At 45.5% G+C, this 19,479-nt stretch carries 20 protein-coding genes; 12 read left to right on the top strand and 8 right to left on the bottom strand.

Features of this window, described 5'->3' with window-relative positions; translation table 11 throughout:
* Positions 1–331: 331 nt before the first annotated feature.
* From ASG85_RS11505 to ASG85_RS11495, 3 genes are all read right to left on the bottom strand, one after another.
* Positions 332–709 carry a hypothetical protein gene (locus ASG85_RS11505; protein ID WP_060646300.1) on the bottom strand — a complete coding sequence of 126 codons (378 nt, stop codon included), beginning with the start codon at positions 707–709 and terminating at the stop codon, positions 332–334.
* 41 nt (positions 710–750) lie between these two features.
* Positions 751–1,110 carry a hypothetical protein gene (locus ASG85_RS11500; protein ID WP_057302588.1) on the bottom strand — a complete coding sequence of 120 codons (360 nt, stop codon included), beginning with the start codon at positions 1,108–1,110 and terminating at the stop codon, positions 751–753.
* 503 nt (positions 1,111–1,613) lie between these two features.
* Positions 1,614–2,021, bottom strand: coding sequence for a DUF1761 domain-containing protein (locus tag ASG85_RS11495; RefSeq protein WP_060646299.1), 408 nt, complete (start codon positions 2,019–2,021; stop codon positions 1,614–1,616).
* 227 nt (positions 2,022–2,248) lie between these two features.
* On the opposite strand from ASG85_RS11495, the gene ASG85_RS11490 reads away from it, so the two are divergent.
* From ASG85_RS11490 to lepB, 4 genes are all read left to right on the top strand, one after another.
* A complete protein-coding gene (locus ASG85_RS11490) occupies positions 2,249–2,707 on the top strand; it encodes a hypothetical protein (protein ID WP_060646298.1) in 459 nt (152 codons plus the stop codon).
* 75 nt (positions 2,708–2,782) lie between these two features.
* On the top strand, positions 2,783–3,556 hold the full coding sequence (locus ASG85_RS11485; protein ID WP_060646297.1) for a hypothetical protein: 774 nt from the start codon (positions 2,783–2,785) through the stop codon (positions 3,554–3,556).
* Positions 3,557–3,634: 78 nt separating this feature from the next.
* Positions 3,635–4,294, top strand: coding sequence for a hypothetical protein (locus ASG85_RS11480; protein ID WP_060646296.1), 660 nt, complete (start codon positions 3,635–3,637; stop codon positions 4,292–4,294).
* Positions 4,295–4,325: 31 nt separating this feature from the next.
* On the top strand, positions 4,326–4,883 hold the full coding sequence (lepB, locus tag ASG85_RS11475; protein WP_156389914.1) for a signal peptidase I: 558 nt from the start codon (positions 4,326–4,328) through the stop codon (positions 4,881–4,883).
* A 45-nt stretch (positions 4,884–4,928) separates the two neighbouring features.
* Here lepB and ASG85_RS11470 read toward each other — a convergent pair whose 3' ends face one another.
* Positions 4,929–5,564 (bottom strand): response regulator, encoded by a 636-nt coding sequence (locus ASG85_RS11470; RefSeq protein WP_057302643.1) that lies wholly within the window; start codon positions 5,562–5,564, stop codon positions 4,929–4,931.
* Between the two features lie 161 nt (positions 5,565–5,725).
* Between ASG85_RS11470 and ASG85_RS11465 the strand changes: the two genes are divergently transcribed.
* From ASG85_RS11465 to pdaA, 4 genes are all read left to right on the top strand, one after another.
* A complete protein-coding gene (locus ASG85_RS11465) occupies positions 5,726–7,276 on the top strand; it encodes a sensor histidine kinase (protein WP_060646295.1) in 1,551 nt (516 codons plus the stop codon).
* Positions 7,269–7,697, top strand: coding sequence for a response regulator transcription factor (locus ASG85_RS11460; protein WP_060646294.1), 429 nt, complete (start codon positions 7,269–7,271; stop codon positions 7,695–7,697). Before ASG85_RS11465 ends, ASG85_RS11460 begins: the two co-directional genes overlap by 8 nt.
* Entirely contained in the window at positions 7,694–8,815 is a 1,122-nt protein-coding gene (locus ASG85_RS11455) for an HD-GYP domain-containing protein (protein ID WP_082588054.1), read from the top strand. The genes ASG85_RS11460 and ASG85_RS11455 overlap by 4 nt, the downstream gene beginning before the upstream one ends.
* Positions 8,816–8,946: 131 nt before the next feature.
* Positions 8,947–9,681 carry a delta-lactam-biosynthetic de-N-acetylase gene (gene pdaA / locus ASG85_RS11450; RefSeq protein ID WP_414858709.1) on the top strand — a complete coding sequence of 245 codons (735 nt, stop codon included), beginning with the start codon at positions 8,947–8,949 and terminating at the stop codon, positions 9,679–9,681.
* 68 nt (positions 9,682–9,749) lie between these two features.
* Here the strand turns inward: pdaA and ASG85_RS11445 are convergent, their stop codons facing one another.
* On the bottom strand, positions 9,750–10,655 hold the full coding sequence (locus ASG85_RS11445; protein WP_060646292.1) for a peptidylprolyl isomerase: 906 nt from the start codon (positions 10,653–10,655) through the stop codon (positions 9,750–9,752).
* A 335-nt stretch (positions 10,656–10,990) separates the two neighbouring features.
* Here ASG85_RS11445 and trxB point away from each other — a divergent pair, with 335 nt between their 5' ends.
* Genes trxB through tpx form a run of 3 tightly spaced genes read left to right on the top strand, consistent with a single transcriptional unit; the run spans position 10,991 to position 12,847 of the window.
* Positions 10,991–11,920, top strand: coding sequence for a thioredoxin-disulfide reductase (gene trxB, locus ASG85_RS11440; RefSeq protein WP_060646291.1), 930 nt, complete (start codon positions 10,991–10,993; stop codon positions 11,918–11,920).
* A 38-nt stretch (positions 11,921–11,958) separates the two neighbouring features.
* On the top strand, positions 11,959–12,270 hold the full coding sequence (trxA, locus tag ASG85_RS11435) for a thioredoxin (RefSeq protein WP_060646290.1): 312 nt from the start codon (positions 11,959–11,961) through the stop codon (positions 12,268–12,270).
* Between the two features lie 52 nt (positions 12,271–12,322).
* Positions 12,323–12,847, top strand: coding sequence for a thiol peroxidase (gene tpx, locus ASG85_RS11430; RefSeq protein ID WP_060646289.1), 525 nt, complete (start codon positions 12,323–12,325; stop codon positions 12,845–12,847).
* A gap of 592 nt (positions 12,848–13,439) precedes the next feature.
* On the opposite strand, the gene ASG85_RS11425 is transcribed toward tpx, so the two are convergent.
* Positions 13,440–15,770, bottom strand: coding sequence for a UvrD-helicase domain-containing protein (locus tag ASG85_RS11425; protein ID WP_082588053.1), 2,331 nt, complete (start codon positions 15,768–15,770; stop codon positions 13,440–13,442).
* A gap of 60 nt (positions 15,771–15,830) precedes the next feature.
* On the opposite strand from ASG85_RS11425, the gene ASG85_RS11420 reads away from it, so the two are divergent.
* Complete coding sequence (locus ASG85_RS11420; RefSeq protein WP_060646288.1) at positions 15,831–16,694, top strand: YihY/virulence factor BrkB family protein; 864 nt, start codon at positions 15,831–15,833, stop codon at positions 16,692–16,694.
* Positions 16,695–16,720: 26 nt separating this feature from the next.
* Here ASG85_RS11420 and uvsE read toward each other — a convergent pair whose 3' ends face one another.
* Complete coding sequence (gene uvsE / locus ASG85_RS11415) at positions 16,721–17,668, bottom strand: UV DNA damage repair endonuclease UvsE (protein ID WP_060646287.1); 948 nt, start codon at positions 17,666–17,668, stop codon at positions 16,721–16,723.
* 300 nt (positions 17,669–17,968) lie between these two features.
* Positions 17,969–19,381 carry a pyruvate kinase gene (pyk, locus tag ASG85_RS11410; RefSeq protein WP_060646286.1) on the bottom strand — a complete coding sequence of 471 codons (1,413 nt, stop codon included), beginning with the start codon at positions 19,379–19,381 and terminating at the stop codon, positions 17,969–17,971.
* Positions 19,382–19,479 lie beyond the last annotated feature (98 nt).

Below are 19,479 nucleotides of genomic sequence, written 5' to 3'. Positions count from 1 at the left end.
GATGTGTAAATGCTTAGGATACCTTTTGCTCAAAGTGAGGTTGTATTTTGTACAACATTAGGCTGGCTAATCCGCATTTTTTCCGCGATTGTTGCAGGAAGTACAACAATTTTTCCCTAAAATAGCTCCGAGGAATGAATGCGGTTAAAATGTTGCACAACATACAACATTGATAGCTCGTTAAGTCAGAAACCAACGAAAGTGTTGTATGTTATACAACTTCAGCTCATGTTTAAGCCCAACCAGCCACTAGCTGGCACTGTAAAAAAGGATGCAAACCATGAATCGGTTTGCATCCTTGGTTGTCCATGAAGGACGACTGAGTCGTTTATCACATGGCGTATACACTTTTGATAATAATTTCAGGTAATTCTGTGCGTTGTGCTTCATATTGCTCAGGCGTAATACTGCCGCTGGACAGCCGTAAGTTCAATTGTTCGGTTAACTCGGCTAATTGAAGCTCAATGACTTTCTGAACATCAACTTTGTTGGCTTCGGCAATATCGGCAAGAGATAGCCCATTATACTGGGCAATGTAAATGTCCTCCTCTGAGGATAGCCCCAGTACATGCAGCAGGTCTTCTTTTATAGGAACAGTATTCTGTTTATTTGCAATTGGACTAGCTCTTAAAGGATCAATCCATGTGGTTCCCCCCATGCTTAGGGTAAGGGCCATTGTGCTGATCAGGAGCATTTGCTTCCGGTTCATTGTATCCTCTTTTCTACTGATTAAACATTTGGTCATCATGCTTAGCGCCGCACAAAGGTCATGTGCCAACTGTCTGAACGACTCAAGGATCTTGAGTTCTTGGCTTTATTTACGGCACTTACGAGTAGGAATATAAGCAAATCCTCGCCAGTTGTATTATTAACTAACACTTTACGAGGTGTTAAATCACCAGCTCCGCCTCTGGCTATAAAGACGCCGGTCGAGGGTTCGGCCTCTATTTTGATAGCAAAAGCCTCGTTGTTAAACAAGAAGTTGATATCTCTCAAAATTAACTTTTGTTTACTTTTCACACGAATAAATATTTGCTGCAGCAGTATCGTTTTCCCAGCGCCAACCGAGATTGGTGAGCTGCCGCCAACGATTCCATTAAGTTGAAGCACTATCTCCACCCCCAAAGATCTTGTGCTCTAGTATATTCGAGTGAATGCCAAGTGGAATGGGGGGATATACCTGAATAAACGATTTAGACGATTTTGAAACACGTTAGAGGGAAAAAAAGGGGCTGTCCCAAAGGTCAATTAGACCTTGAGGCAGCCGTATATCCATTTGTCGCATAAGGGAAAAGATAGCTACTCACAGAAATAAGAGTCTTTATGAGCTTCTATTTGCGAAGAAAGTGGTTAATTGAGCGGAATAAGAGCCTTTAGAGGCTCTTATTTGTCGTTGAAATGGTGAAAAGATAGCTACTCACAGAAATAAGAGTCTTTATGAGCTTCTATTTGCGAAGAAAGTGGCTAATTGAGCGGAATAAGAGCCTTTAGAGGCTCTTATTTGTCGTTGAATGGTGAAAAGCTAGCTACTCACAGAAATAAGAGTCTTTGGGAGCTTCTATTTGCGAAGAAAGTGGCTATTTGAGCGGAATTGTGAGTCTATCCCAACAATATTAGGACTGCCAGGCTCCAATGATAATGCCAGCAATCAAGTAGGATACCAAGTGGTAGCCGATGGTGATGAAATACAACTGCAGTTTGCTATTCTCAAACAAATAATTCATCCCGATTTTCAGCGAAATGCTTAGACCGATAAGCAGCCCAATCGTAAGCCCTGTTAACCAAGTTGTCTCACTGCCAAGCGTCAAGAGAAGTGCCAGGATAAAGGCGCCCCCTAATGCAGTTAGTGCCGTGAGGACGTAAGTGATGGGGCCTCCGCCTTTCATCTCTTCCATTTTCATATTTCGCAGTTTGACCCATGCGTTTCCGAATAAGACCGGTGAATACCACAGGAATCCAAGTATCATGGTGCTTATTGTCGCAACAAGTACGGCAAGGTAGTTTACTTCTAATAGATTCAAGATTCTAGCCCCCATTATAGTGAATTAGGTGTATAGGAGCATTGTATCGTGCAGCTTCTTGGTTGTAAAAGCTTATTTACTACATTTCATCTGGTACGAAAGTATACCACCAGACACTGCTAAAGTAGTAGGTATAAATTACTCTAAAGGACGAAGTCACGAATCGTATGGCGAGATACAATAGGTTTGTAAGCGAGATTAGAACAAGAAGGAGGCAGGGCAGCACGATGATTCGTTTGAAACGCAAAGTGATGACTGTTTCACTCGGCCTCTCGACTTTCCTCATTATGGGTACGGCTTACGCCTACTCTGATGTAAGTACGCCTCTGCAAAATTGGTACAAAGCAAGTTTCCAGCAGGGGACGAAAGAAATGAATGCTATGGCCCAACAAGGGTTGGACGAAGCATCTCAATCCTTTAGTGTATCAGCGAATGAATCGGTATCTAAGGCAAATGCCAACTTGAAGAAGATGGCAGATGACACTAGTCATCATGCAATCGATAGCATAGAAGCGGCTAGTCAATTCTATAGTAGTCAAATCAAAAGCGCGGCAGGGCTTGCTAAGACTGGTGCTGCAGTAGATTTCGACAAGTACGTAAGTGCTTCGAAAAGTGCAAATGACCGTGAAATCGATCAATGGGCTCAGGATACGATTCAAGGATTAACGTTGAAGCTGGGCAACTAGTCAGTCATGGTGAGTTTTGGGTTCACTTCAGGTGAGCGCAATGAAACAATATACTATTTTAAGGGAGATTGATGAATGATGAAAGCATTGAAAAGTAAATTAGCAATTGGTGTTATTGCAACAGGTTTAGTAGCAGGTATGGGTACAGCTTTCGCAGCAACAGACGCTGGCGGCCAACTTCAAAGCTGGTACTCCTCAGCAACAAAAGCAACAAAAGCACTTGTTGCCGGTGATGTATACGGTTATGTAGAAAGCAACAAAGCTAAGCTTGTATCCGACTACAACACCATTAATAACACAGCAGTTAATGACGTGAAAACAGCTGGAACAACTGAAACAGCTCGTGTACAAGGTTCCATCAATGGTCAAGTTACCACATACTCGAATGCTATTGACAGTAAAAATGCAAGCATCAAAGGCAACATGCCTGGCGAGTACAACAATGTTGTAAACGAAGCAAACAATTTTAACAATGGTGTTGTATGGGGATTGGGTGAAGCTGGTAAATTTGACATCAAAAAAGATGTTAACGCTCAAGGAACTTCATCAGTGAAAAGCCTGGAAACTGCTGTAGGTACAACTCAAACTCAAGCAGCGACTACTTTGACTAAGAAAATCGAAGATACGAAAGCAGAACTGAACACTTTGCTTGCTGCTGAAAGAACAGCTGCATCCCAAGAAATTAAAGACAACCTGGCTGCTAAAATCGCAGCTAAATTAGCAGAACTTCAAACACTTGCTGATACTCTAGAAACAGCAAACAAAAAAGCAATTACGGATAAAGGTGCTTCCCTTGAAACTACTGGTTTAGCAGCGTTGGAAAGTATCGTAATCAACGGATTGAAATAATAACATAGGCGAACAGGCCCCGGTGACGGGGCCTCAAGCTTACTTTTATATTCACTAAGAGGAGAAGGAGGAATTCATATGGTCACCAGAAATGAAAAGCAACGCAACCTGAAATCCAAACGGATTGTCGCAGCTGGAATTGTTTCTTTAACTGTTGTACTTACGGCGTCGGTCGGAATTTCCTATGCGGATATTGATATTGCGGGCTCCATGGCAGCTTGGTTCAATAAGAAAACAGAGCAAGTTATCCAAGGCTTGGATCAATCGATGAAGTCAGAGACCGAAACGCAGAAGGAACTGTTGAAGAAAGAATTGCAGCTTCGACTCGAAGCATCTTCTAGAAGTTTGGAATCATTCACGGAGGAGCAGAAGCGAATTCGTCTTCAGGCTCTTGGACAGTATGCGCAATCTTTGCTCGCCAGTACGGATATCAAGACAGCACAAGATCGTCAGCAAATCTTGAATAAGCTCCAAGCGATTGTGGATAGTGCACAGGGGGCGATGGATACTTTAGCGAACAGCTATGTTCCGCCTGCACTCGTGTTCACACCTAGCCCGCCAGTTGTCTTAGTTCTGCCACCAGGGGCACCGGCACCGCTGCCTGCACCAGCAGGACCTAATCAACCACTAGTGCCAGTGCCAGTGCCTGCACCGCAGCCACCAACAGTAACGGATGATGTCTATGGGCAGCAACCAAAACCAGCAACCGTGGTTCATGCCACGTACAATCAAGAATAATTAGACTTAAAAGATTGAGGTGAGAGCAGAAATGAAGGAAGAAATCTCGGAGCTTAGACAGCCTGCAATCAAGAAAAAAAGTGAAGTTTGGGGTTGGATTCGATTCATTCTACTCCTGACACTAGCCTTTATTTTGATTAATAACATGATTGGCCTTACGAAAGTTTCGGGTAATTCCATGAATCCTTCGTTACAGAACGGCAATGTGCTGCTGATGAATAAAATATCGTTGTTCTTTTCAACGCCCAAATATGGAGATGTCGTCGTTATTAAGGATGAGCGACTAGGCTTTAGCATTATCAAACGGGTTATCGCTGTTCAAGGGGATCGCGTTCTCATTCGTGATGGTGTTATCTTCGTGAACGAAACACCGCTGCCTGAGCTATATACAGCTGGGAAGTCGGAAGATATGGCTATGCAGACGATTCCGAGCGGACACTTGTTCGTTGTCGGAGATAATCGGAATTTGGGTGAGAGCAAGGACAGTCGGGATCCTTCATTAGGGCCTGTTCATATCAAAGATGTGAAGGGTTATGCGGTCTTCTCATTGCTTCCTATGCACAGGATCGCGGAACCGCTTGACCTATAAGGCAAAAAGATCCGACGGGTTATCCCGACGGATCTTTCCTTGTATTTATCGCTGCATTTCGAATTGCACGAGTCCTTTGGATAGGGCATATAAGGCGGCTTGTGTGCGATCAGCTAAAACTAATTTGGCTAACACCTGACTCACATGCTTTTTCACCGTAAACTCTGTAATGTACAGGGAGCTGGCGATTTCCTTATTAGAAAGTCCTTTGCCAAGAGACATAAGAACTTCTAGCTCTTTGGGGGTTAGTTCGGAGAGCTCCTGCTCTTCGCTATGAGATTTATCGCCCATCATGGATCCCATGAGGACAGGATCATAGTATTTACGACCACGGGCAACGCTTTCGACGGCATATAGTAAATCTTCGGGAAATGCTTCTTTCAAACAGATGCCTTCAACCTGTAAAGCTTGCGCTAATTGAAGCTCACTTCGAGTTACCGATGAGGTTAAAATAATATATTTGCAAGTATGTCCCGACCGTCGAGCCTCTCGAATCAAGTCCAGTCCATTTTCATTCCCCAAATTTAAATCAACGAGTACAAGATCAGGCTTTGTCTGCTCAAGGAGCCGTAGAGCCTCCTTCGCATTCGCAGCTTCCCCAACAACATTCATCGATTGGCCGGATGATACAACCGTGCGAATTCCTTTGCGAACAAGCGGGTGATCATCAAGGATAATCATATTAACCAAGCGGGTTCCCTCCAAAAAGATCTCAGCTATGTTATACTAAAATAGTACCAAATGCCTATTACTATTTACCTATGTTAGTCAATTGGCTTCATTGTATAACAAAGTATGACAAAAGACCATTAAGAATTCATAAAGTTTAGGAGAATTCAGGCATGTCCTTACATAACAGAACGGGCTTATATTTAATTTTTGGCTGTAGATGGGCATTACTGTTGTCCGGGCTCATCCTTTATTCAAAAAGTGGCGGTGTAACGCCCGGACTGCTGTTGGCTGCAGTTCTTTTTCAGACGATATACAGTCTATTGCAGCTAAATAAAATGCGTAGAAAAGTGGCGATCATAGCCGCTATCGCGGATTTAGGCTTTGGGATTTATTTGCTTGGGCTGACGGGCGGCCTTTCCAGTCCGTTCTTAATGTATAGTTTTACAGGTCTCTGGATGGTCAAGTCATTTGTAAGCTGGAGACAATACTATCCGATCATCTTGTTTTATGTGGCCGGTATCCCGATTCTGTTTGCTATGACATCAGGTGTAGTCATATATAAATATGTGCTGGCTCATTTTGATTACGGATTTATCGTATGCGCATTCTTTTGCCTAGTAAGTCTAGTTCACTTTGTTATGCAAAATGTACGAAAGCAATTCCGTAAGTTAGTCATGATTTATTCTTCTCGTCACATGACCGTACAGACGATGAAGCAAGGAACGATATCCTATGTAGAGGAACTGCTTCAGCGAGTTTTAGATGATCGGGAAGTTATCCTTTGCGTGGAAAGCGTCGGTCGTTACGAAAAAGTTCAAAGTTGGAAGCATACGTATTTTATGAATTATATGAAACAGAATAGGCTGAATAGCCAGAAGATCTACACCCAATTACCATCGCCTACAGGTGAAGTTGTGCCATATTACGTCCAAGTCCTTCTGGACCGTAGTGGGCAAAAATATGGTTGGCTGCTTGTTAAATCAGGCAAGAACGAATTGTCTATTTTACACAAAATTTATATGCAATTTATCCTTATGAAGCTGGAAGCTTTCCAATTCGTCAACGAGGAATTGCTAGATGCTCAAGAAACGGCTGTCGCTCTCGAACGCGATGCTATTGCTCAAAATATTCATGATGGTATCGCTCAGGAGCTTTTCTTTATCTCTATTCAGCTGTTTCAATTGAAAAATGCGCTTCCCCCGGATGTTCGCGAGGAGACGCTTCCTTATGTGACGGAGATCGAGAAAAAAGTGAAAGAAAGTCATCGTAACATTCGTCAATTCATCATCGAGTTAAAGGATGAGAAGAGGAAATTCAATCTCCATAGTGCCATTGAGAAGCTGCTGCACCGTGTTACTGAACATACCGAGGTGGTGCCGATCTTTGAGAACATTGGTTGGGCAGCGCATGAGCAGCTTGATATCGAAGAAGCAATTTATCACTTGGTAGAGGAAGCAGCCAACAACGTCATTAAACATGCCAAAGCCAAACATATCCATGTGAGGATTGAAGTCACGAGTGTACAATGGTCGATTACCATTAAGGATGATGGGATCGGAATGCAGATATCCGAGGTGTACGAGCAGGGGCGATTTGGGCTGAGAGGCATGGAGAATCGGATTAAAGCCTTGAATGGAGCGATTTCCTTTCAATCCGAAGCTGTCATGGGTACAACGATTACAGCCTATATCCCACGTGAAAGGAGTATCGCCTATGTATAAAGTAGTCATTGCCGATGACCATTGTATCGTAAGAGAAGGTCTTCATATTTTGCTTAAAAGTTGTAGAGGTTACGAGGTTACGGGTGAGGCTGCGAACGGAAATGAAGCTATTTCTCAATCGTTAGCGTTAGTGCCCGATCTTCTTTTAACGGATCTGAAGATGCCCGGTACTTCAATTATTGAAGGGGCTAAGACCCTTAAGCATATGTATCCGCAGATGAAAATTATCATTTTAACGGCTGTTGATGAGAGTGAGGATATTTATCGGGCTTTTAACGCGGGGATTGACGGTTATTTGATGAAAGATACGAGTCCTGAAGTGATTCTATCCACCATTGAGAATGTCATGAAAGGTGCCTCTATTTTCCATCCGAAGGAAAACAACAACGATAAAGCGGATACAAGAAGGAGTCCACTATGATGAATTTACTAAGATTCGGCCAACTGCCTGTCCATCAACTATTGATGGCTATCATTGGTAGTATGTCCTCTATTTGTGCACTGAGTGGCTTATCATACTGGTTAGTTAGCGGTAACTCCGAATCTAGGTTGTATATGATGACCTCTTTTACGGTTACCTTTTTTGCCTGGGGGATGTATGCGATTCAGAAAAGTATGTCGAAAGACAGTCCATATACGAATCTGATAACCCCATCATTACTATTCTTAGTGATTGTTGTTATTACTTTATACAACCCTGTGGCTATGCAGCAGATGTGGGTTGCTCTTATCTTTTTCCCTGTTATGCTCAGTTTATTGGTGGAATTTAGGGTGTATGTAGTTGGTTCAATCATTTTTTCACTGTATTTCTTACTCTTTCAAATTTTTGGTCCCACGTATGGGAATAACGACGGGTTCTCTCCCATTATTATGGCAACGACAAAAGGTGTATATGCATTAGGCTGCGTGATCTTAGGCGGGATTATTATTATTGCCTTTAATCAACATAAATTGCGCGTGGAGGCAGCCGCTTTCCAGCAGCAAAAACAGCAAGTGATTAACATCTTGCAATGTTTCATCCCAGTAGGAGAACGGAAAACACAAACGTCGCGTAAAGAAATCGGTGAAATGAGTGTTCTGCTCAAAGCACTTGTGAAAGAATACGGAAGCTGGCATGTGCAGGATTGGGAGATTGATTTATTGTCACTTTTGCATTTTGTAAGCAGGGTCAAGCTTCCGGATTATATGTTTGAAAAAGAAGGGAAATTGACAGAGTTTGAGTTCGAAGTGGTACAGGAGCACTGCTTTATGGCGAAAGAATTATGCGAGGGTATCCCGGATTTTCAAGAGGTCGAGAAAGCGTTCCTTTATCATCATGAAAAAGTAGATGGCACTGGCTATCCTTACCGTCTCGCTGGCGATCAGATACCGCTCCTTTCGCAGATGCTCGGCTTAGTGGAAGTGTTCCTCGCCATGACGACGCTGCGGTCATACCGACAAGCCACGTCGCCGAGAGAAGCGTACGCTGAAATTCAGAAGCTAATCGGACATGCTTTTCGGGCTGACATTGTGGACGCTTTTGGGAAAGTAATAGATTGAAAAAGAACACATAATCTCCGTCTAACATGTGGCATATTAGTAACAGTCTTGTTGACTGAACCAATCCACAGAAGGCAAGGAGTGAATCTTCAACCGTGAAATACATGCGAATTCTGACGATCGTTCTCGCCATGCTGCTAGGGCAAGCGACGATAGCGTCTGCCGATGGCACTTATCACTTTGGGTTTAAGAAAAGCGTAAACGGGCAGCCCCCGTCGATTGATGAAGAAGGCTTCAAAGCTCTTTTGAAGCAGCGAGGGGCTATTTTCACAGGAGATCCAGCAGTCAAGGAATTGTACTTAACCTTCGATAATGGTTATGAGCAGGGCTATACCGGCAAGATTTTGGATGTGCTGAAAGAGAAACAGGTACCTGCGATCTTCTTCGTGACGGGGCATTATATCAAGACGGAGCCTGAACTGCTGAAGCGGATGGCCCAGGAAGGCCACTTGATCGGCAACCATTCTTGGAGCCATCCGGATATGAGTCAAATATCTGCAGAACGCATCCAGAAAGAACTGAATCAAGTGAAAGATGAGGTCAGCACGCTCACTGGACAAAAGGAAATGCGCTATCTGCGCGCGCCGCGGGGGATATTTAATAGCCAATCGTTAGCCGTTAGTCAGGGGCTTGGCTATACGAACGTATTTTGGTCCGTCGCTTACCGCGATTGGGAGCCAAAGCGTCAGAAGGGCTGGGAATATGCGTACAAAAATGTGATGGCGCAGCTGCATCCAGGTGCTGTCATTTTGCTCCATTCGGTGTCCAAGGATAATATGGAGGCACTGGCCAGAATCATTGACGATGCGAAGAGTAAGGGCTACCAGTTCAAGAGTCTTGATGAGATGCAAAACCGGACGCCTTAAATAAGCCGCACAAAGTGAAAACTCCTTAGCCTAGATAGTACAAGGCTAAGGAGTTCTTTTTTAGAGGATTATGCGTTTTTGGTTAGATAGTTCTCGACAGTGGATTCAGATTTCTTTTGTTCCAGCCAGGTCGAAGATAAGGCTGTTATTTTTTGGTCTGTTAACGTTTGTTTAATCTCCTCTTTCTTCTCATCCAATGTAGGAGTCGAGGCTGCTTTGTGGTCGGTTACTTTAATGATGTCGTACCCGGTGCTTGTTTGTACAGCTTTACTAATCGCACCCACATCTAAAGCGCACGCCGAGGTTTCAACAGCTTGCTCCTTTTTTCCACTGGAGAAATAGCCTAGCTCTCCTCCCTTGTCTTTTGTAGCGGTGTCTACTGATTTCTCCTTCGCCAGGGTTGCGAAATCTCCCCCATTTTTCAGTTCGGCCAAGATGGCATCGGCTTCTTCCTTGGTTGCAACGGAGATATGAGAAGCCTGCACCTGCTCAGGCACCTTCAAGGATTCAAGATTATCATCATAGTACTGTTTGATTTCGTCATCGGAAACGGTTACTTGAGGTGCTAAAATCTTTTTCAGAAGAACCTGGGTTTTTAGATTATTTTTCAAATCGTCAAGTGTCATTCCATAGGAAGTAAGTGCTTGCTGGAACTCATCCTCGGAGGAGTAGGAGCTTTGGATGGATGTAATCTCGCTATTCAAATCGGCATCTGTGATTTGAATCCCCGCTTTTTGACCCTCTTGGCTAACAAGCTCGGTAGTTATCAAAGAATCGAGCGTTTGCTCACCACCGCTAGCTACCATTGCCTCGTATAGCTGGGTAGAGCTTATGCTGACGCCATTGACCTTGGCCACGGTTTTTTCGCTTTCGTTTTTTGAAACAGGTGGATATATAGTGACGTAGACTAGTAGGCTTATCATCAATAGGGAAGACACCCATACCCATTTGTAATCTGCTTTTTTTGTGTTCATATTATTTACTCCCTTCTTGTTCTGCTTGATTCGTTCTGTATCCCATTATGCCTATCAATGCTGAAGACAAGTTGAACGCTAACTGAACGTTTGGTTAATACTTAATCTGCCATATATGACCCGACCTAAAATTTAAGCTGCGACAGCGTTAGTCGCGGCTTTTTCTTTTTTTAGGGACCGGAAAAGATTTTAAACAATTTAGATTGTGCACAAATTAATTGTTGACAACGTTGAATGGAATTGGTATGATTCATTCATAAAGTTGTTTCAAATTAAATTGCTAACAAACAAATGAAATCATACAATTAACATGCAGCATCAAAGGAGGCGTTCCTATGCATCACAAAGCGATCATTATCGGAACTGGACCAGCGGGGTTAACCGCAGCGATTTACCTTGCAAGGGCGAACATGTCGCCTTTAGTCATAGAAGGTATACAGCCTGGAGGCCAATTAACTACCACTACAGAAGTAGACAATTTCCCAGGATTCCCGGATGGCATCACGGGACCAGAGTTGATGGACAATATGCGTAAACAGGCGTTGCGTTTTGGCGCTACGATTCAGTCAGGCCGGGTCACAGAAGTCGATATGTCCAAACGTCCATTTACCTTGTTCTTAGAGGACGGGGCTCAATTGACGGCGGATTCGCTGATCATTTCCACAGGAGCAACGGCTAAGAAACTAGGCATCACCGGTGAATCCGACAATATTGGGAAAGGCGTTAGCACCTGTGCAACTTGTGATGGATTTTTCTTTAGAAATAAGAAAATTATCGTGATTGGCGGCGGGGATACAGCGATGGAAGAGGCGCAGTTCTTGACTCGATTCGCTTCCGAAGTGCGCGTTGTGCATCGTCGTGACGATCTGAAAGCATCGAAAATCATGCAGGATCACGCCCGCGGCAATCAAAAAGTGGCTTGGAGCCTCAATCGGACACCGCTTGAAGTCGTAGCTGGCCCTCTCGGAGTAACGGGACTTAAGGTGCTCAATAATGTAACCGGAGAGGAAGAGCTGCTGGAGGCAGATGGTATTTTCCTAGCGATTGGGCATACACCGAATACTGGCTTCCTAGGCGGACAACTGCCAACAGATGAGCTCGGATATTTGCAGGTCATTCCCGGAACCTCACAAACGACTGTCCCTGGCGTATTTGCTTGTGGGGATGTGCAGGATCGCATTTATCGCCAAGCAATTACTTCGGCGGGAAGCGGTTGTATGGCGGCGCTGGATTGTGAACGATATCTTTCCGAACAGCATGCTTAATGCTTTTAAAATAAAAGAACCTTTAGGAGGAATTAGCCATGTCAGTTAAACAAATTTCCGATGCCACATTTAACAATGAAATTGAAGCGGGTATTGTACTCGTAGATTTTTGGGCCCCTTGGTGCGGACCTTGTAAAATAATCGCTCCCATCCTAGATGAACTATCAGCTGAGATCGGCAATGCAGCCAAGATCGTAAAAATCAACGTGGATGATAACCCAGAATCCGCTTCCAAATATAACGTCATGAGTATCCCTACACTGCTCGTATTCAAGAATGGTCAATTGGTTGATCAGATGGTTGGGGTACAACCCAAAGAGAAGCTGAAAGCGGTAATTGAGAAAGCATAAAGCAACGAATCTAATGTGTGAAAACATATAAAATCACAGGAGGAATACGAATATGACACAGGTACAAGAACGCACAGGGGTAGCAACGGTAGGAGGGAATCCAGTTACTTTGCTGGGACCGGAGATCAAGGTAGGGGATCAAGCGCCAGATTTTAAGGTTAATAAGGATTTGATGACAGAGGTAAGCCTATCCGATTATGCAGGTAAAGTGAAGCTGATTTCGGTGGTACCTTCCGTGGACACAGGTACATGCGATGCACAGACGCGTCGTTTCAATGTGGAAGCAGATAAGCTAGGAGATAATGTCGTCATTTTGACAATCTCGGTGGATCTTCCTTTTGCGCTGAGTCGTTTCTGCGGGGCTGCAGGCATTGATAAAGTTGTAACCTTATCTGATTATAAAAGCCGCGCATTCGGCCAAGCGTATGGCGTTTTGATTAAAGAGATTCAGCTCGATCAGCGTGCGATATTCATCTTGGATGAGAACAATACGGTTCGTTATGTGGAGTATTTAACGGAAATGAAGGAGCATCCGAATTATGATGCGGCTTTAGAGGCTTTGAAGGAACTTGTGTAACTGAAAAAAGAGCAGCATTCCCACTAGGGATTGCTGCTCTTATTAAGTTAAGGGGTAAGGTGAAGCTTACCCCCTATTTAGCATGTTTAGCTGAGCCGAGTGAGAATGTGGATATTTGCATGTTTTCGGATGGGGAGGTGACTAGGTTTTTCTTTGAAGCTGAATGGACCTAAGGGCCATGAGATTTGGGAAAATAGGAAGGCAAGTTGTACAACGTACAACAATTTCCTTGGTTTCTTATGGGTAGGCTAAGGATTGTTGTATTTGGTGCAACAATTTAACCTATTTCCCTGCTATAGAGCTACTTTTGGCTGAAATTGATGTATTTTATGCAACATTCGCCTGGAAAACATGGATTAGCTTGCGTAAAGTTGTACAAAGTACAACTTTGCATGGTTAATGAATGTTTCAAAATATTCGTTTTGGGAGTACTTGATTTGCATCTATTTTACGAACATTCTCGCTCAAGGCGGCCTAAGGCGTTTTTTTTGTTTCAACGTGAATCCTTGTTAATATCTGCCAGCCTAGATAATCCCCCCGACAGATGCGGGTGTATTCTACCCGCTTTAGAAGGCATGCAGGCCATGCTCGGCTAACGAGTGAGCGTAACCATGCGGCTGCCCTTGACCATCGCTGCGCTGCACAAGGGGCACGCCTTCGCCGCAAGCTTCGCTTCCTGCGGCGAAGAGATGCGTGACCAGGCCTTGCAGCCGGCCTGCTCGCAGATCCACGCCGCGACCCGTTCAGTCGCGGCGGCGGGTTTCCCTGCAGCAGCCGGGCGCCGCGCCGCTGCAGAACCCGCAGCCGCAGCAGGCTCGCGGCTGACAACAGGGTCCGCGCCAGGGAACGCGGACAGCAGGAAGCGGGAAGGCTCCGCCTTCTTCCCGCGATAAAACGCCGGCGAGCTGATCAGCAGCTCAGCCTTGGCGCGCGTGACGGCGACGTAGGCGAGTCGCCGTTCTTCCTCCAGCGCGGCGGTTCCCTTATCGCGCCCCGTAACCCCAGCCATCTTCACATCGTCCAGATGGCTGGCGTCGAGTGCCGAGCTATGCGGCAGATTGCCCTCAATCGCACAGAGCAAGTACACGATCGGGAACTCCAGTCCCTTCGATTTATGAATCGTCATGAGCGAAATTTTATTCGCAAATTGTTCTTTTTGGAGCCGACTCATTTCGGTGCGTTTTTCCGCGACCTCATGGATAAAATAAAGAAATTGCTCCACGCTATCGAACCGCTTGGCCGAAGATTCCAGCTCGTCCAGCGTTTCCTTCAGCATCTCCCTATGACTCGTCAACTTGCTGCGCTTGTTTGTCTCTAGGAAAGCATCGTAGAAATCCTTGCGAATAGCCTGAACGGCATCCAAAGGTTTCATGTCAGCAAGCGACTTAATAAGACGGATGCGGCTTTTGAGCTTTTCTTTCTGAAAATCTTTCAGCTGAGGCAGACCGAGCAGATGGATAAGCGGCCACTTTTTCGCCTGAATCGCTTCCTGATCTTGAATAATCCGCATGCCCTGGTCTCGTCCTATATATAATGAAGGGAGGACACCTTCTATAGCCTCGAAATTGCGCCGCTCATGAGCAAGCCTTAAGTGATCGATAATCGGTTTCACCATCCACTGATCGTAGAAGGAGTCGTTGCTTCCGTAATCCACAAAAGGCAAATTATGAAGAATCAACTGCTCGATAATCGCCCGACTGTTGCTGGCTGTCCGATACAGAATAGCGAAATCACCATACTGACTGCCGCCCTCGGCTACTTTAATCCGAAGATCGTTAATTAACCAATCAGCCTCATCATCGCTATTCATAGGTTTCACATATTGCGGCTTTCGATCACTTTCCTTCGTGGCGAGGAGGGTCTTCGACTTCCGCTGTATATTATGTTTGATGATCGCATTTCCCAAACCGACGATGCTTGAAGTAGAGCGGTAATTAATATCAAGAGTGACCGTCTTGGCAGCAGGATACTGCTCATGAAACTGTAGAATAAATTCATTTCGCGCACCATTAAACGAATAAATCGTCTGGTCATCATCACCAACGACCATCAAATTCTCGTGGTCCTTTGCAATCATTTGAATGATTTCGTATTGCACGGTATTCGTATCCTGAAACTCATCGACACTGATATAAGTGAACTTTCGCTGCAGGGAGCGCAGGACATCGGTGTTTTGCCGCAATAAGTGGTAGGCTTTGATTAAAATATCATCAAAATCAATCTTCTGCTGTTCCATTTTCCACTGCTCATACTGCATGAAAATCCGCTTTACTTCTTTGTCTTCTTCCGTTCCTTCAGGAAGGTCTTCGACCTCGATCAACTGCATTTTATAAGAGGAAAGCAAGGAAATGAGCACTTCGGGTTGGTATGTATCCTGCAGCCCCATGCTTAGCATGATGCGCTTGAAGACGATTTGCTGATAGCGGCCATCACTCAGAATCTCTTGTTGTAACCCGTTCATTCGCAGTAATCTTAGGCAAAAAGCATGAAATGTCCGCACCTGCATCGTATTGGTCATACTATGATCAAGACCCGGCATAGACGTGAGGCGTTCCCGCATCTCTTCGGCAGCCTTTTTCGAGAAAGTAATCAATAACAAATTCGACGGATGGACCCGGTGGACACGCAATAAATAAGCCACTCGGCACACCAGAACAGTTGTCTTGCCGGAACCGGCTCCCGCCAGGGTAAGTAAGGGACCTTTGAAGTGGCGCACAGCCTGAACCTGCGCTTCATTCAACAGAATCTGATGGCTTTCTAAATCGCGGAAAAAATAAGCGTCACGATCGGCATCGGACAAAAAATTGGAACTATTCGTTAAAAGCGCCATACGCGCATGCGGGATAGGTCGCTCAGTGGTTTGTTTCGTACCTAATGGTGTAGGGTAAATAGAAAGAGAATTCAAAATCATCACCTGTTTCATAGCAATAGTGGACTACCTATTCTATCACATTTATAGACCGATGAAAGGACCTATATACATATGGGGATATCTTACTTTAAATTGCTTTGGAATCAGTTCGAAAAGCACGATGCCACAGGGCTTGCTGCCCAATGTGCCTACTATTTTCTGCTATCCCTGTTCCCCTTTCTGCTATTTATTCTGAGTTTGTTGGGGTATTTGCCGTTCTCCTCGGATGATGTCATGGGGCTTATTAAAGAATATATACCGGGGGCTGTCGCTGGTTGGCTTGAGGAAACGCTTAGCAATCTGCTTGATGTGAAAAGAGGAGGCGCACTTTCCTTCGGGATCATATTGGCCCTGATGAGTGCCAGCGCAGCGATGAATGCGATCGTCATTGCCGTTAATAAAGCGTACGGTTTGCCGGAGCGCAAAAGCTTCATTCACTCTCGCTTGCTCGCTGTGATGCTGACGCTGGGCATGCTCATTGTCATCGCTTCAGCGCTGCTGCTCAGTGTGTTTGGCCATTGGATTGGGGATTGGACACTTGCCAACATTTCGATTTCAGCGAAGCATGTAGGTTTGTGGAACAACTTGCGCTGGATTGTGAACTTTGTCATCGTGTTTGTGGTTTTCATCGGCATTTACTATATAGCCCCCAATACTTGTCTAACCTGCAAAAGCGTCCTTCCCGGAGCGATATTCGCGGCAGCTGGGTGGCAATTAACATCCTTCGGTTTCTCCTTCTATGTCAATAACTTCACCAACTACAGCGCCACTTACGGCAGTGTCGGGGGGATCATCGTGCTCATGACGTGGTTCTATATTTCGGCGCTCATCATTATCATCGGCGGTGAAATTAATGCGATAAGGCATGTGAAGAGCCAGATTCAAACAGTTCCGTTGGATAAAAAGGATACAACAACGAATAAAAACCGCTTCTGATATCCGGTCAGAAACGGTTTTTTGTTCTACCACGTCAAAACGCCACCATCCACTCGCTTCACGCCGCGAATTTTTCCAAGCTGCTCCGCCAGCCGGAACAAGGCTAGATCCTTCATTTTGGCTTCAATCATGACGTCAATGCGGGGGAGGCCTGCCTCCTTGCAGCTTTTCAGAAATGGGATGAGCTGATCGGGCTCAATGTAGTCAGAATGAGATCGGAACTCTTTCGCATCCTTTGGCGAGGAGACGTGAATTTTCATCGGAATATCGCCCCAGGTCTTAGCGATGTCTGGCAGTAGTTCGATGGGGGAAGCTGTGGATGGGTTGCACCAATCATGGTGCAAATCCAGCATGCAGGGGCGGCGCAGCCTTTTGCTCACGGCCAGTGTTTCCGCTAATGTGTAAGTTTTATCGTCATTCTCAAATGTAAGACGCCGCATGGCCTGCTCGGGCACTTCAGAGATCTTAGTAAATAGCCGCTCCGTGGCGGCATCTTTATCTCCATACACACCGCCAACATGGATATTGATGATGGCTGACTCATCAAGTCCCATCCCATCCAAAATCGCCGCGTGATAGGACAAGTCTCTTACAGCAGCCTCCACGACTGAATCACTACCGTTTAGCAGCGTGAATTGATTAGGATGCATACTTAGTCGGATTCCCTGCGTGTTGGCGAAATCGCCGAGCTTTCGAAGCTCATCTTTATATTCGGTGGCCACATCAATCTGCACATCTGGGTGCGTAGCTAGTGGAATGAGCGATGACGATAGACGAAATAAGCGAATGCCGTGAGCGGCATTATAGTATAGAATCCGCTGAGTCGCCTCGAGATTTTTGCGTCCGATCTCGATGGCTCGCAGCATAGCTTCCTCACGCGGGCGCTGAGAGAAGAGCTTATATGTAAAAGTGGAGCTAGGGGTATTATTAAAGATCGCCATTGCTATAGACACAAATCCGAGTCGGATAATCATGGGGCCTCCGTTATTCCATCATCATTTAGCTTGATTAGTCTGCCCCAAAAGGAAGCAAGTACCGAACGGTGAAGGGGGAGAATCGTAGAAACAGTACATGCGAAGAGCGAAGCGAGTGCAGTAAGTGCAAAAAGGTGGAATAGTGGGTATAAGAAGGGCTTTCAGCCTTTTGGGCGCATGAATTTAGGAGAAATTCAGGGGAGATTCCCATGCCACCCAACAAAAAAAAGACACCAGAGGTGTCTTTTTTTGAACATTTCGTATAAGTCTGGTGAAGGACACAGCAGACGATTATTTAAACTAAACCCGCTCAACCTTCAACAGGTTAGTCGTGCCTGATTTCCCTACTGGGATACCGGCGGAGACGACGGTGAGGTCGCCTTTCTTCACGTAGCCGAGCGTCTCAGCTTGCCCGATGGCAGAGCGAATCATCGCGTCAGTGGAGTCGCAGAATTCGCCAAGGATCGGGATAACGCCTTGCACCATGCTCAAGTAGTTGATCGCATATTCATTGGACGTCACCGCGATAATCGGCGCTTCCGGGCGGTACTTTGCGATCATCCGAGCGGTAAAGCCGCTCTCTGTTGGCGTCAAGATCGCTGCAGCGTGCAGCTTGTTAGCAGATGACACAACCGCTTGGCATAGCACCTCAGTCACTTCGTTGTTCGACTGAAGCTGCGCATCGATCAAGGAGCTGCGCTCCATGGTTTGCTCTACGCGCTCGGCAATCGTCGCCATCATCGTCACGGACTCGATGGGATACTTGCCTGCAGCTGTTTCGCCGGAAAGCATGACCACGTCGCTGCCGTCGAGCACCGCATTCGCCACGTCACTCACTTCTGCGCGTGTTGGACGAGGGTTGCGCTGCATGGAATCCAACATTTGCGTCGCCGTAATAACAGGCTTGCCAGCTAAATTACAAGCGCGAATCATGTCTTTCTGCGCAATTGGAACTTCCTCCGTTGGAATCTCGACGCCGAGATCGCCCCGTGCAACCATGATGCCGTCGGAAGCTTCAAGGATCGAAGCGAAATTCGTCATGCCTTCTTCGTTCTCAATCTTCGAAATAATCGGCGTAAACGCTGCGCCGTTCTGTTCCAAAATCGCGCGAACTTCTCTAACATCGTTTCCGTTACGTACGAAAGACATTGCGACGATGGAGATATTCTCTTCAACACCGAACTTAATATGCATCACATCGCGCTCAGTTACACCAGGTAGAGAGGTGCGCACGCCTGGTAAATTAACGCCTTTACGCTGTTTCAATACACTTTGATTCAAGACGCTGCAAGTAACTTCGGTGCCGTCAATCATTTCTACACGTAGCTCGATAGAGCCATCATCGATAAGAATGAGGTTCCCCGGCTTAACATCTTGCGGAAGGCCAGGATAATTCACGGAAACACGGCTTGAATCGCCGATAATTTGTTCAGTCGTAAGCACAATGTGATCGCCGCTTTGCAAATCGTAGGAAGCATCCTTCAATTGACCAATGCGGATTTCCGGACCTTTAATATCCATCAGAATAGGGATAATGACACCAAGCTCCGCAGCTGCTTGGCGTACGCGCTGAATGCGTCCCCGATGCTCATCTAAATCGCCATGAGCCATATTTAATCTGGCGACGCTCATGCCCGCGCGAATTAATTCTTTAAGAGTAGGGACGGAATCACAAGCAGGTCCCATGGTACAAATGATTTTTGTTTTACGCATGGTGTTAGAACTTCCTTTCAATAGTAACGATTGAATTTTGGCTTCATTATATGCCTAAATGAGCCGAAGTTCTATGAACTATAGTATGATGTATGTAC

The organism is Paenibacillus sp. Soil724D2, assembly GCF_001427935.1.
In the GTDB taxonomy this organism is placed as follows: Bacteria; Bacillota; Bacilli; order Paenibacillales; family NBRC-103111; genus Paenibacillus_E.
Note: the sequence above shows the minus strand (reverse complement) of the source record. Positions and strands in the feature narration are given on the sequence as shown.

Excerpts from the sequence above, each read along its gene's own strand:
- ASG85_RS11490 (WP_060646298.1), top strand. The coding sequence starts at position 2,249 with ATGATTCGTTTGAAACGCAAAGTGATGACTGTTTCACTCGGCCTCTCG.
- ASG85_RS11460 (WP_060646294.1), top strand. The coding sequence starts at position 7,269 with ATGTATAAAGTAGTCATTGCCGATGACCATTGTATCGTAAGAGAAGGT.
- lepB (WP_156389914.1), top strand. The coding sequence starts at position 4,326 with ATGAAGGAAGAAATCTCGGAGCTTAGACAGCCTGCAATCAAGAAAAAA.
- trxA (WP_060646290.1), top strand. The coding sequence starts at position 11,959 with ATGTCAGTTAAACAAATTTCCGATGCCACATTTAACAATGAAATTGAA.
- ASG85_RS11420 (WP_060646288.1), top strand. The coding sequence starts at position 15,831 with ATGGGGATATCTTACTTTAAATTGCTTTGGAATCAGTTCGAAAAGCAC.
- ASG85_RS11470 (WP_057302643.1), bottom strand. The coding sequence starts at position 5,564 with ATGATTATCCTTGATGATCACCCGCTTGTTCGCAAAGGAATTCGCACG.
- ASG85_RS11455 (WP_082588054.1), top strand. The coding sequence starts at position 7,694 with ATGATGAATTTACTAAGATTCGGCCAACTGCCTGTCCATCAACTATTG.
- ASG85_RS11480 (WP_060646296.1), top strand. The coding sequence starts at position 3,635 with ATGGTCACCAGAAATGAAAAGCAACGCAACCTGAAATCCAAACGGATT.
- pdaA (WP_414858709.1), top strand. The coding sequence starts at position 8,947 with ATGCTGCTAGGGCAAGCGACGATAGCGTCTGCCGATGGCACTTATCAC.
- trxB (WP_060646291.1), top strand. The coding sequence starts at position 10,991 with ATGCATCACAAAGCGATCATTATCGGAACTGGACCAGCGGGGTTAACC.
- pyk (WP_060646286.1), bottom strand. The coding sequence starts at position 19,381 with ATGCGTAAAACAAAAATCATTTGTACCATGGGACCTGCTTGTGATTCC.
- tpx (WP_060646289.1), top strand. The coding sequence starts at position 12,323 with ATGACACAGGTACAAGAACGCACAGGGGTAGCAACGGTAGGAGGGAAT.
- uvsE (WP_060646287.1), bottom strand. The coding sequence starts at position 17,668 with ATGATTATCCGACTCGGATTTGTGTCTATAGCAATGGCGATCTTTAAT.
- ASG85_RS11465 (WP_060646295.1), top strand. The coding sequence starts at position 5,726 with ATGTCCTTACATAACAGAACGGGCTTATATTTAATTTTTGGCTGTAGA.
- ASG85_RS11445 (WP_060646292.1), bottom strand. The coding sequence starts at position 10,655 with ATGAACACAAAAAAAGCAGATTACAAATGGGTATGGGTGTCTTCCCTA.
- ASG85_RS11485 (WP_060646297.1), top strand. The coding sequence starts at position 2,783 with ATGATGAAAGCATTGAAAAGTAAATTAGCAATTGGTGTTATTGCAACA.
- ASG85_RS11505 (WP_060646300.1), bottom strand. The coding sequence starts at position 709 with ATGAACCGGAAGCAAATGCTCCTGATCAGCACAATGGCCCTTACCCTA.
- ASG85_RS11425 (WP_082588053.1), bottom strand. The coding sequence starts at position 15,770 with ATGAAACAGGTGATGATTTTGAATTCTCTTTCTATTTACCCTACACCA.